This is a genomic window from Rhodovibrio sodomensis (genome assembly GCF_016583645.1).
GTDB lineage: Bacteria > Pseudomonadota > Alphaproteobacteria > Kiloniellales > Rhodovibrionaceae > Rhodovibrio > Rhodovibrio sodomensis.
On sequence record NZ_NRRL01000014.1, the window covers coordinates 23,755 to 35,948 of the forward strand.

Here is a 12,194-nt window from a genome sequence, read left to right on the forward strand (position 1 = left end):
TTAACCTTAATCTGCGGCCTCAGACCTGACGCCGGCCGGCGTCAGATCGCCGCGCCGGCCTCGCGCAGATGCTCGGCGATCCGCCGCGACAGCTCGGCGAGCGCCCGGTCCATCGCCGCCACGGTGGCCTCCGGCCCGGCGCCGTCGAGCGGCTCCTGCACCACCGCCCGCCGGCTCGCCAGTTCCCGCTGCCCCCGACCGTCCAGCACCCGCCAGCGGGCCACCAGGGTCACCGGTCCGTCCGCGGCCCGCTCGAAGCGCATCAGCTCGACCTGTAGCTCTGCGTTGAACCCGCTGTTCCGACTCGGCAGCCGGACGACGTCGGTCTGATCCAGCAGCAGCCGCAGGTTCTCCGCCAGCACGCGGGTCACGTTGGCGTACAGCGGCTCCGCCCACTGGTGGAAACTCGCCACCTCCAGTTCGTTGTCGTCGCTGCGGGTGACCAGCGCCTGGCGGTCCAGATAGGCGGGAATCTCGACCGGCTCCAACGCCAGGCTGACCGCGCCGCCCGCCTGCCGCTCGGCGGCCGGGTCGATCGGGTCCAGCAGGTAATAGAAGGTCGGCGCGGACTCGCCGGGCAGACCGCACGCGCCCAGCGTTACGACGGCGATACCGATCGCGGCCACGGTCCGCACGGCAGACTTCACGGTCATCAGCGCCCCTTCCCGGTGATCAGCGCGTTCGGATTGCGCTCCAGCAGCTCGGCCAGTTCGCGGACCGAGCGCGCCGCCCGCGCGAACTCGTCGAGCGCCCGGCGCAGATCGCGCTGGGTTGCAGAGCCCGGCTCGATCACGGCGTTCGCGGTCGCCATGGTCTGTTCGGTCTGCCGCATCGCGCTGGTGGCCGCGTCGATGGTGCGTTCGATCTTATCGGCGAGCGGGCCGAGCCGCGCGTCCACGGTTTCGGTGACCTGGCGGACGGATCGCAGGGTTCGGGTCAGCTCCCGCTCGATCCTCTGCACCGCCTGGTTGGTCTGGGCTAAGGTCTGGTTGGCGGTTCTCGCGCTCTGGCTAACCTGCTCGGCCAGCGGCCCGACCTCGCCGCGCAGGTCCTCCGCAAGGCCGCGGTATTCCTGCAGAACGCTCAGCGCCTGTGGCGCCAACTGCTGCACCGCCGGCTGGGCGAGCAGGTTGTTGATCCGGTCCATCGTCGACATGGTCCGGGTCAGGATTTCCTTCAGCGGCAGGCTCTCCAGCGAGCTCTTCAGCTGCGCGAGACCGCCGGGCGCGGTCGGAATCTCCGGGATATCCTCGCGCGCGCCCACCATCCGCACCGGCACATCCGGTTCGAACCCGAGCTCGACCGCGAGCTGGCCGGTGACGAACGACTGCGACACCAGTTTCGCCCGCAGGCCGCGCTCGATCAGGCGGTTCAACTGCTCCTGGGTGAAGCCCTTTTCGCCGGCCCACTCGATCCGGTCGAGCTGGAACTCCATGATCACCGGGATTCGGGCGCTCAGCTCGTCGGTCTCGACGCGCAGATTGATATCCTTGACCTGACCCACGCGAACACCGCGAAAGGTCACGGGCGCACCGGTCGACAGGCCGGCGACCGACTGATCGAAGTAGGCGACGGCGGTGCGGGTGGTCTGGAACAGGCGGTTGCCGCCCAGCACCGCGACCGCGACCACGGCCAGGAAGATCGCGCCCAGGACGAACGCGCCGATCAGCTTGGGGTTGGGCCGGTATCGCATCGGGCTCGGGTCGCTCTGCGGTGTTGCCTGACGGCCGGCGCGCCGGCGGCTCAGCCGGTGTCGGCGGCGACGCCGGGTCGGGCCTCGCCGCGCTGCAGGAAGGTTCGCACCTTGGCGTTTTCGGCGTTGTGAACCAAGTCCCGCGGCGATCCGTGGGCGATCATGGTCCGGCTTTCGGCGTCCAGATAGACGCTGTCGTCGGCGATCGTGAAGATGCTGTCCAGTTCGTGGGTCACCACCACCACGGTCGCGCGCATGCTCGCGCGCAGTTCCAGGATCAGATCGTCGAGCCGGCGCGCGGTCGGCGGGTCCAGGCCGGCCGACGGCTCGTCCAGGAACAGCAGGTCGGGGTCCATGGCGATCGCGCGCGCCAGCCCGGCGCGCTTGCGCATGCCGCCCGAGATCTCCGCCGGCAGGTAGTCCTCGAAACCGCCCAGCCCGACCAGCGCCAGCTTGAAGCGCACGATCTCGTCGACCTCCCTTGGCTGCAGCCCGGCGTGGTGCTGCAGCGGCAGGGCGACGTTCTCCGCCAGGGTCATCGAGGAAAACAGCGCCCCCGACTGGAACAGCACGCCGAAGCGCTGGCTGATCTCCCGGCGGGAGGCGGCGTCGCCCTTGGCCCAGAAACTAACCCCGTCGTACAGGATGTCGCCTTCGGCCGGCGGCAAGAGCCCGATCATGTGGCGTAGCAGCGTCGACTTGCCGCAGCCGCTGCCGCCCATGATCACGAAGATTTCGCCATGCGAGATCTCGAACGTCAGGTCGCGCTGCACGGTAAAGCCGCCGAACGCCATCGTCAGGCCGCGCACCCCGATGCACGCCGGCGGCTGGGTCCCGGTGCCGGCGCGGGCGGCGTCCCGGGGCTGGGCGGTATCGGGCGTCATCAACCGGTCAGATCCCCACGATGTTGCAGATCACGGCGAAGATGGCGTCGACCACGATGATGTAGACGATGCCGGTCACCACGGCGCTGGTCGCGGCGTTGCCCACGGCGGCGGCGCTGCGGCCCGCCTGCAGGCCGCGCATGCAGCCCGCTGTGGCCACGATCAGGCCGAAGAACAGGCTTTTGGTCAGGCCGATCAGGAAGTGGTCGGCGGTCACCTTGGCCAGCGTCTGCGAGACGTAGGCGGCGCTGGTCAGATCCAGCATCCCGACCCCGACCAGCCAGCCGCCGAAGATGCCCACGAAATCGGCGTAGAGCACCAGGAGCGGCATCATCAACAGCATCGCCAGCAGGCGCGGCAGCACCAGGAAGTCCATCGGCGAGATGCCCAGGGTCGACAGCGCGTCGATCTCCTCGTTGCCCTGCATCGTCCCGATGTTGGCGGCGAACGACGCGCCGGTCCGCCCGGCCAGCACGATGCCGGTCATGATCGGCGCCATCTCGCGGGTCATCGCGATGCCGACCAGGTCGGCGACGTAGATTTCCGCGCCGAACCAGCGCAGCTGGACGGCGCCGACGAACGCCAGGATCAGGCCCACCAGCAGCGAGATAATGGAAACGATCGGCAGCGCCTCGGCCCCGGTCTGCTGGATCAGCAGGAAGAAATCGCCGCGCCGGAACGCCGGCCGGGCGCGCAGCAGGCGCACGAACGATAGGGTCGCCTCGCCGATGAAGTTCAGCGTCTCGCCAACCGCCCGGGCCTCGCGCACGCCGGCGTGGCCGAGCCGGTTCAGCAGCGCCTCCCGAGGTTTGGCCTGGGCGCTGTCGGTGCGCGCCGGCACGGCCTGCGACAGCGACAGCAGCCGACGCGCGCCCTCCGGCAGGCCGCTCAGGTCCAGCTCGACCTGCCGCTCCCGTCCGGCGGCGTGCAGGCGCAGCAGGAAAGTGATCAGCGCGCTGTCCCAGGTGTCCATGCCGGCGTCGGCGACCTCGACCCGGCGCACGCCGCCCTGGCCCAGCGCGCGTTCCGCCGCGGCCGCGTCCGGCAGCCCGGCGTCGATCCGCCAGCGCCCGCGCAGGTGCAGGCGCAGCGTGTCCGCGCCCGACTGCTCGATGTCGTACTGGAAAGCCTGGGTCATCCGCTGGGGCCGGTCCGCCGTTCAATTCCGCCCGGTCGTGGTCGCGTTGAGCCTAAAGCATCGGGCCGGCTGTGGCGACGGGTGCACGTCGCGCGCCGCCCGGCAGCCGGGGGATACGCGGCTGGATCGGTGCCCGGAAGCCGGAAAAGCCCTGGACCCCCAGAAAACAATCGCGGCCCCGTTTCGTTAACCGGGTATCGGCTGGCATAAAAGCAGCCGTCCCACCAGCGGGCGCGACACACCAAACCAGGCCCGGCGGCTCCGACGGGGCCGCGCGAACACGGGCCAACCGAACAGCCACGGGCGCGGGAAGCGGTCCCACGTGACGGGCAGCCGTTCCCGATTCCGAGCAGCATGCCGCCCGTGCGCCTTTGACCAGGGAGCGCACAAGGTGTCTGAGACGCCAGTCCAAGGCGCCGGCGCCGGAGCGGGCGAGGTCCTGTTGGATGTGCAGGGCCTGACCAAGAGCTTCGGCGGCCTGCGCGCGGTCGACCACGCCAGCCTGCAGGTCCGGCGCGGTACGATCACCGGCCTGATCGGGCCGAACGGCGCCGGCAAGACCTCGCTGTTCAACCTGATCACCGGCGCGATCCAGCCGGACAGCGGCCGGGTCACCTTCCGCGGCCACGACATCACCGGCCTGCCCGCCCACAGGATCTTCGAGCACAGGCTGTGCCGGACCTTCCAGATCCCGCGCGAGCACCAGAGCATGACCGTGCTCGAGAACCTGATGCTGGTGCCGTCGCACCAGATCGGCGAACGGTTCTGGAACGTCTGGCTGCGTCCCAGCGCCGTCCGCGCGGAAGAGGAGCGGATTCGCGCCCAGGCGGACGAGGTGCTGGACTTCATCGACCTCGGCCACCTGCGCGGCGAGCTCGCCGGCCGCCTGTCCGGCGGCCAGAAGAAGCTGCTCGAACTGGGCCGCATCCTGATGGCCGAGCCGGAACTTGTCCTGCTGGACGAGCCGGGCGCCGGCGTGAACCGGACGCTGATGCAGCGTCTGACCGACAACATCCAGTACCTGCAGCGCGAGCGCGGCATCACCTTCCTGCTGATCGAGCACGACATGGACCTGGTCATGAACGTCTGCGACCCGGTCATCGTGATGAGCGAGGGCACCAAGCTGATGCAGGGCGCGCCCGACGAGGTGCGCAACGATCCGAAGGTTCTGGAAGCTTATCTGGGTGGTCAGTATGCCGCTGCTGAAGGTTGAGAAGGTCACCTGCGGCTACGGCGACATGCAGGTGCTCACGGACGTCTCGATCGAGGTGAAGCGCGGCGAAGTCGTCTCGATCATCGGGCCCAACGGGGCCGGCAAGTCGACCGTCATGAAGGCGGTGTTCGGCCTGCTGCACCCCTGGTCCGGGCGCATCGAGTTCGACGGCGTGGATATCTCCCGCCACGAGCCCTACCAGATCGTCGAAACCGGCATGTGCTACGTGCCGCAGGTCGCCAACGTGTTCACCGAACTGACGGTGGACGAGAACCTGGACATGGGCGCGTTCGTGCGCTCCGACGACCAGGTGGGCGACCGCAAGCAGCAGATCTTCGACCTGTTTCCGCGGCTCTACGAACGCCGCCGCCAGAAGGCCGGCAAGATGTCCGGCGGCGAGCGGCAGATGGTCGCCATGGGCAGCGCGCTCATGCTGGACCCCAAGCTGATCCTGCTAGACGAGCCGTCGGCCGGGCTCGCGCCCAAGATGGTCGACCACATCTTCGAGCGGATCGTGCACGTCAACCGCAGCTTCAACATCGCGGTGATGATGGTCGAGCAGAACGCCAAGCAGTCGCTGCAGATGGCTCACCGCGGCTACGTCATGGCGAGCGGCGAGAACCGGGTCGAGGGCACCGGCACGGAACTGCTGAACGACCCCGACGTCGCCCGCCTGTATCTGGGAGGCTAGAGTTCCAATGACCCAAGCTGGCGAAGGCGTCCGGGCCGCGTTTGGGCCGCGCCCGGGCGAACGGCTGAAGGCCGCGCTGCAGACGCGCTCGGCCCTGGCCTCGGTGATCGCCCTGTTCTTCGTGCTCCTGATCGCCGCCGGACTGGTGCAGGACGCGTCGGCCGGGCGTATCCTGTCGCTGTTCGTCTGGGGGGTCATGCTGGGCGGCGTGATCGGCCTGGGCGGGATCGGGCTGACGCTGGTCTACGGCGTGCTCAAGTTCCCCAACTTCTCGCACGGCGCGCTGGCCACGCTGGGCGCCTACATCGCCTTTTCCACCGTCGCCTATCTGCCCAAGAGCGAGCCGATCGGCCCGTTCTCGTTCGGCTGGGAATTGGTCGCGGGCCTGGTGATCGCGATGCCGCTGGTCGGCCTGGTCGCGATCGGCGTCGACCGGGTGATGTACCGACGCCTGCGCGTCCAGCGCAGTTCCCTGGTGCTGTTCGCGATGGCCTCGCTCGCCATGGCGTTCTTCCTGCGCTCGGTGATCTACCTGATCTGGGGGTCCGACTTCCGGTTCTATTACCAGGGCCGGGCGAACCCCGCGCTCGACCTGCCGCTGGGCCTTCGGGTGCAGGCGGATCAGATCTTCATCCTGCTGCTCGCCGTCGTGCTGGTCACGCTGGTCTACCTGCTGCTGGAAAAGACCAAGATGGGCAAGGCGATGCGCGCCACCGCCAACAACCCGGAACTGGCGCAGGTGCGCGGCATCAACACCGAGAAGGTGATCGCCTACACCTGGATGCTGTCGGGCGCGCTCGCGGCGGCCGGCGGGGTGATGTACGGCCTGGCGTCGCAGCTGCGCCCGGAAATGGGCTTCTGGCTGCTGCTGCCGATGTTCGCCGCGGTGATCATGGGCTCGATCGGCAACCCGCGCGGCGCGCTCGCGGGGGCGGTGATCATCGGCGTGGCGCAGCAGGTCTCCAGCGCGGCGATCAGCCCGGCCTACGGACCGGGCGTGGCGTTCGTGCTGCTGGTGCTGACACTGCTGATCCGCCCGCAAGGCCTGTTTGGCGAGAGGAGCTAAGCCATGGACGCCGCAACCCTCTCGAAAGGCATCTTCATCGCGGTGCCGCTGACCCTGCTGGGCCTCAAGCTGATCCCGCTGAAGGCCGCGTTGCGCCTGCCGGCCGCGATCGCTGCCGGCGTCGTGCTGGGGATCGCGATCGTCGCGGCGATGCCGTCCGGCGGCATGAGCTACCTGGTCAGCTTCACCACCATGGCCAGTATCTACGCCATCCTGGCGCTGGGCCTGAATACGCAGTGGGGCTTCAACGGCCACCTCAACTTCGGCATCGCCGGATTCTTCGCCATCGGCGCGTTCACCACCGCGCTGTTCACCACCGCCGAGCCAACGGGGGTGATGGCCAACTACACGAAGCAAGCCTTCGGGCTGGAGGCGCCGTTCCTGGTCGGCGTGCTGGCGGGCGGCGTGGTCTCCGGGATCATCGCCTTCCTGATCGCGATCCCGGTGCTCCGGCTGCGGATGGACTTCCTGGCGATCTCCACCATCGGGATCGCGGAGATCATCCGCCTGATCTTCCAGAACGAGCGCTGGCTCGCCAACGGCCCGCAGCCGCTGCGCGGCATCCCGCGGCCACTGGACTGCCTGGTCCAGGACCAGGGCTGCGCGCCCGGCTGGCTGGCCTGGCTGTTCGGGCCGCTGGAGGCGCGCGACTACACCTTCATCTACGTCGTCATCGTCACGCTGGCCTTGGCGCTGATCTACGTCGCCCTGGAAACGGCCCTGCGCTCGCCCTGGGGCCGGACGCTGCGGGCGGTGCGCGACGAAGAGGCGTCCGCCGCGATGAACGGCAAGAACCTGACGAGCCTGCGCATCCAGTCGTTCGTCGTCGGTTCGGTGGTGATGGGCCTGGGCGGCGCGCTCTATGCCCATTACACCGTCACGATCGACTACAGCCACTTCAAGCCGCTGTTCTCCACCTTCATCATCTGGGTGATGCTGATGCTGGGCGGCAGCGGCAACAACAAGGGCGCGATGCTGGGCGCGTTCATCATCTGGGGCGTCTGGTCCGGCACGGCGTTCCTGACCGGCCTGCTGGAGCCCACACTTGCGGCGATTCATCCCAGCCTGCCCGACCGCAGCAGCTACCTGCGCTGGATGCTGGTGGCGATCCTGCTCGCCGGGATCGTGCTGTTCCGCCCGCAGGGCCTGGTGCCCGAAGACAAGGTCGTGAGCCGCTTTCTGGGCAAAATCGCCAACCCGCGGCGAAAACAACACTCTCAAGTGTAGAAATATTAATTTTCCGCAAAGCTTGACGGGGATATCGCGGCGCGGCATAGCAGGGCCGCACGTAAAGCCCTGGTCCGCGCCGCCGCCCCTGGCTAGCTTTCGCGTGGGGCAGACAGCGCTTGGGGCGGACGGCGCCGGCGGCGAGGCAGCCAGCGTGCACGCGCGGCGAGTTGGCGATGCGACCCCGGGGACGGCCAGCTCTGGCTTCGAGAGGATAGTGCGCACCGGGCCGGCATCCCGCCCCGCGGCGGAAGGGAGAACGAGACGAGCATGAGTACCGCACGCGACAAGATCCGCGAGAAGCTGTTTCCGGTCGAAGTGACCGACGTGCAGCACTACACCGACCGGCTGTTCACCCTGCGTACCACGCGTCCGGGCACCTTCCGCTTCGAGGCGGGCGAGTTCACCATGCTCGGCCTGGATACCGGGCAGGAGGTGATCCAGCGCGCCTACTCGATGACCAACGCCACCTACGACGAGGAACTGAGCTTCCTGTCGATCAAGGTGCAGGACGGCGCGTTCACCTCGCGCCTGCAATACGTCGAGGCGGGCCAGGAGCTGCTGGTCGGCAAGAAGCCGACCGGGACCCTGACGATCGACGCGGTGGCGCCGGGGCGCAACCTCTACCTGTTCTCCACCGGCACCGGGATCGCGCCGTTCATGAGCCTGATCCAGGAGCCGGAGATCTATAACCGCTATGAGCGGATCGTGCTCAACCACACCTGCCGCCTGCAGGCCGAGCTGGTCTACGACCAGTACCTGCGCGCGGGCATCCACGAGCACCCGCTGGTCGGCGAGGAAGCGGCCGCGCAGTTGCTCTACTACCCGACCGTGACCCGCGAGGACTATTACCGCACCGGTCGCGTCACCGGCCACCTGGAAGACGGCAGCCTGTGGGGCGAGTTGGGTCTGGACAAGCTGGACCCGGAGCAGGACCGCGCCATGGTCTGCGGCGGCCCGGACATGCTGGAGACGCTGGTCGACGAGCTGAAGTCCCGCGGCTTCGACCCCGGCGACCGCGGCGAAGCCGGCGGCTACGCGATCGAAAAGGCGTTCGTGGGATAACAGCCGCCGCCTCTTCTCCCCGCCCAACTGATCCCCTCCTCCACTGGGAGGAGGGGCAAGGGGAGGAGGTCGCCGCACCCTCTCAGATGTCCCGCTAACCTCCTCTCCCTAACCCTCTCCTTTCAAGGAAACCGTTGCAAAGCTCGCCTGACCACCGTGTGAGGTCCTTCGACACGGACGCCTACGGCCTCCTACTCAGGATGAAGCTGTGGGTTTGTCAGAGATTTACATCTGTCTTCATCATGCTGAGTAGCCAGCCGCAGGCTGGCGTGTCGAAGCACGCCACACGCCTGCGCATGCCCGCGTGCAAAAGTCTCCGGTAGAGCGAACCACGGTTGGAGGAGAGGGAACCAACCGCCTACTCCACGGACGCGCGCTTAAGCGGGAACAGGCCGGCGTCGGGCAGCGCGGCCTCTGGCCCGCGCGTCACCTCCGTCAGGTGCACGCGCAGCGCGCCCACCAGCGTGTCCGTCTCGATCCGGACCGGCAGCGGCGGCAGATCCTCGCCGACGCGCGCGAGCCACACGTCCACCGTGTCCGGATAGCGGCGCTTGGACTCGTACTTCTCCCAGAAGCCGGTCACCTTCTCGATCGTGATCCGGCACTTGGTCGCCTGGCCGCTGTAGACGGCGTAGGACGACTCCGGCACCTGCGCCGCGCCCAGGTTCTCGGCGGCGACGTCGTAGCGCCGGCGGCCGTCGAAGATCTGATGGGTGCCGGAACAGACCTCGCCCTGGCCCAGGATCAGACCGTAGATCGCGCTGATCGGGTCGCGCGTGCCGGTGCGGGCTTCCGCCGGCACGACCGAGCGGTCGTCGTTCGACGGCGCCGGCTCGGCCGTCACGGTGGGTGGCCCGTCGTGCGCGGGGTAGTCCATGCGCACCCAGCGCTTGCCATTGTCGCCCCACAAGTTGGCGGTGGCGAACCGCTCGGGCCGCAGCATGCCGGCGGCGGTGCGGGCCCCGTCGGCGCGGCCTTCCAGCACGAACGGCCACAGGCTGCCGATCCACCCCGAGGTGCGCGCCTGCAGGCGGATGTCGTAGCTGTCCGGGCCGAGCGCCACGCGGGTTTCGAACGTCAGCGCATTCAGCCCGCCGACGTAGAGCTTGTAGGCGAGCCCGAGCGGCGGCGCCACGGTCGTCTCGGCCGGCGCCGCCTGGCCCGAGGCCGCCCAGCCGAGCGTCAGACCGCCCGCCAGCAGCACGCCGGCCACCCGGCCGCCGGCGCGCCGGCCGCCAACCCGCCGTCCGCGAGCCCGCCGTTCGCTAGCCCGCCGTCCGCCAGCTGCCTGCCGGATCGCCTCCACCCCTGTGCTCATCGACGTCCCTTTCCGCTTGTTGCGCCGGCCTGTCGGAGCTCGGTGATACGGCCGGCGCATGCGCCCCGGCGCACGGCCGACCGCTTCCATAAGATACGCCCGCTTCGGGCCGAAAAAAGGCCGCCCGTCGCAACAAGTCCGCCGGCGCCGCTGCGCGCTTGACACCCCGGCCGCCCCTGCCCTATCAGCAGACGCGCGTCGGTTGGCGGTGACCTAACGCCTGCCGTCGCAGCCTTCAGCCACGCGCGTCCGGTATCCGTTCGACGCGCGCTGGCGCGATGGGCGTGTAGCTCAGCGGGAGAGCGCCTCGTTCACACCGAGGAGGTCCCTGGTTCAAACCCAGGCACGCCCACCATTCGATCCCCGTCTTGCTTCAATCGACGTTCGTTTACATCGCCTTCTTCCGAGGCCGTGCCGGCGTTGGCGTTGGCGTGGGCGGATAACCTGGACCACCTCTGACCATGCGTTTGAGATCGGCCTTGCTGATCCTCGGGATGAACGGCGCGTTGGCTGCCTGCACGCCGACCGGCGGGCTGGAGCCGATCCCGCGGGACCCGCAGGACCCGGCAAGGCAACCGCGCGCGGAGCAGTCGGGTGCGTGTCGTCCCGCGGCGGCCGACCGGCATTTAGCCCAGATCGACCGCCATGTCGCGCGCCTCCAAGTCCTGCGTGACCCAATCCGCGCGCGCCGGGCCGCGGGCTCCGGGAGTGCGACCGACCTCGCCCAGGTCGAGGCACAGCTGGCCGGCGCGCGGGCCCGCCGCGCACGCGCCCAGGCGGACCTCGCGATTGCACGGGCCAGTCTCGCCAAGCTACGGGAAAGTCGCGCGTCTACCAGCCGGCGCCCTAAGACCTTCGTGTGTCCTTTTGCGCGGACGATGTACCCGCATGGTCCCTTTGCCGGGCTTTGGGCGCTGGGCGATAGTTCTTCCCGGAAGCGGTTCCCCCCGATCCGGCTTCCGACCCCCGGCCGGCAGCCCATCCCCCGATCCCGGGCTGCAGGCGCGCCCCGTCCCCGTCACCCCCGGGGGCGGGGCGTCTTGCTTTCCGGGCGCTGACCGGCGCGCTCAGAACAGGCTTTGCTGGCGGTCGCCGCCGCCGGACGCCCCGCCGCCTTGCGTCCCGCCGCCAGACGCCCCGCCGTCACCCTCCGAAGGTTCCGCCGCCTGCAGCGGTTCCAGGATCGACGGGTCGTCGTGCTTGACCGCGTTGACCCGGGTTGAAACCGGATAGGCGGTGAGCGCGCCGTCGGGATAGGGCGTCAGCAGGCCCTGCGCCGTCTCGACATCCGCGGCCGGGTCGAGCCAGGCGTCGAACGCGTCCGGCGACAGCATCACCGGCATCCGCGGGTGGATGTGCTTCAGATCGGCGTTCGCCTGCGTGGTCAGGATCGTGCAGGTCTCGAGCACGCTCTGGTCCTTCGGATCGGTCCAGCGCTCCCACAAGCCCGCGAAACCGAATGGCCGGCGGTCGGCCAGCTCGATCCGGTAGGGCTGCTTGCGCCGCCCCTCCTCCGCCGGCGCCTTCCACTCGTAGAAGCCGTCCGCGACCACCAGGCACCGCCGCCTCCGGAAGGCGGCGCGGAACGCCGGCTTGTCGGCCGCGCTCTCCGCCCGGGCGTTGATCATCTTCGCCCCGATCCCGGGATCCTCGGCCCAGAACGGCACCAAGCCCCAGCGCAGCTGCACGAGGTGCCGGCCGCCGTCGGCTTCCGGCCCTTCCGCGTCGCCGCGCACGCGTACCACGGGCACGTCCTGGGTCGGCGCCACGTTGTAGCGCGCCGGCAGGTTGGGTCGCTCCGGCACCTGGAAGACGCGCTGGATCGCCTCGGTCGGGCTGGTGATCGAATAGCGGCCGCACATCTCTGCCTTCGCCTCGCACACGCTGAATCGCACGGGA

Annotated in this window: 11 protein-coding genes and 1 tRNA gene; 6 read left to right on the forward strand and 6 right to left on the reverse strand. The window is 69.2% G+C overall.

The genetic code is table 11. From position 1 onward, the window contains the following. Positions 1 to 41: 41 nt before the first annotated feature. The 4 genes from CKO28_RS07925 to CKO28_RS07940 are packed head-to-tail and all read right to left on the reverse strand — an operon-like array spanning position 42 to position 3,715. Entirely contained in the window at positions 42 to 653 is a 612-nt protein-coding gene (locus CKO28_RS07925) for a PqiC family protein (RefSeq protein WP_200340097.1), read from the reverse strand. After that, positions 653 to 1,693, reverse strand: a complete 1,041-nt coding sequence (locus tag CKO28_RS07930) for an MlaD family protein (protein WP_200340098.1) — start codon at positions 1,691 to 1,693, stop codon at positions 653 to 655. Before CKO28_RS07930 ends, CKO28_RS07925 begins: the two co-directional genes overlap by 1 nt. Before the next feature lie 50 nt (positions 1,694 to 1,743). Beyond that, positions 1,744 to 2,577: an ABC transporter ATP-binding protein gene (locus CKO28_RS07935; protein WP_200340099.1), complete on the reverse strand. Its 834-nt coding sequence runs from the start codon at positions 2,575 to 2,577 to the stop codon at positions 1,744 to 1,746. Positions 2,578 to 2,584: 7 nt separating this feature from the next. Further along, positions 2,585 to 3,715, reverse strand: coding sequence for an ABC transporter permease (locus CKO28_RS07940; protein WP_200340100.1), 1,131 nt, complete (start codon positions 3,713 to 3,715; stop codon positions 2,585 to 2,587). 391 nt (positions 3,716 to 4,106) lie between these two features. On the opposite strand from CKO28_RS07940, the gene CKO28_RS07945 reads away from it, so the two are divergent. The 5 genes from CKO28_RS07945 to CKO28_RS07965 all read left to right on the forward strand — a co-directional run bounded on the left by CKO28_RS07945 (position 4,107) and on the right by CKO28_RS07965 (position 8,977). Beyond that, a complete protein-coding gene (locus CKO28_RS07945; RefSeq protein WP_338050076.1) occupies positions 4,107 to 4,928 on the forward strand; it encodes an ABC transporter ATP-binding protein in 822 nt (273 codons plus the stop codon). After that, positions 4,909 to 5,619 carry an ABC transporter ATP-binding protein gene (locus CKO28_RS07950; protein WP_200340101.1) on the forward strand — a complete coding sequence of 237 codons (711 nt, stop codon included), beginning with the start codon at positions 4,909 to 4,911 and terminating at the stop codon, positions 5,617 to 5,619. The genes CKO28_RS07945 and CKO28_RS07950 overlap by 20 nt, the downstream gene beginning before the upstream one ends. A gap of 7 nt (positions 5,620 to 5,626) precedes the next feature. After that, positions 5,627 to 6,685, forward strand: coding sequence for a branched-chain amino acid ABC transporter permease (locus CKO28_RS07955; RefSeq protein ID WP_200340102.1), 1,059 nt, complete (start codon positions 5,627 to 5,629; stop codon positions 6,683 to 6,685). 3 nt (positions 6,686 to 6,688) lie between these two features. Beyond that, complete coding sequence (locus CKO28_RS07960) at positions 6,689 to 7,912, forward strand: branched-chain amino acid ABC transporter permease (protein ID WP_200340103.1); 1,224 nt, start codon at positions 6,689 to 6,691, stop codon at positions 7,910 to 7,912. A 270-nt stretch (positions 7,913 to 8,182) separates the two neighbouring features. Next, complete coding sequence (locus CKO28_RS07965; protein ID WP_200340104.1) at positions 8,183 to 8,977, forward strand: ferredoxin--NADP reductase; 795 nt, start codon at positions 8,183 to 8,185, stop codon at positions 8,975 to 8,977. Positions 8,978 to 9,335: 358 nt separating this feature from the next. Here the strand turns inward: CKO28_RS07965 and CKO28_RS07970 are convergent, their stop codons facing one another. Then, positions 9,336 to 10,295, reverse strand: coding sequence for a DUF3108 domain-containing protein (locus tag CKO28_RS07970; RefSeq protein WP_200340105.1), 960 nt, complete (start codon positions 10,293 to 10,295; stop codon positions 9,336 to 9,338). Positions 10,296 to 10,575: 280 nt separating this feature from the next. On the opposite strand from CKO28_RS07970, the gene CKO28_RS07975 reads away from it, so the two are divergent. Further along, positions 10,576 to 10,650: transfer RNA gene (locus tag CKO28_RS07975), tRNA-Val, on the forward strand. Between the two features lie 712 nt (positions 10,651 to 11,362). Here the strand turns inward: CKO28_RS07975 and CKO28_RS07985 are convergent. Continuing rightward, positions 11,363 to 12,157, reverse strand: coding sequence for an SOS response-associated peptidase (locus CKO28_RS07985; RefSeq protein WP_200340107.1), 795 nt, complete (start codon positions 12,155 to 12,157; stop codon positions 11,363 to 11,365). Between the last annotated feature and the right edge of the window lie 37 nt (positions 12,158 to 12,194).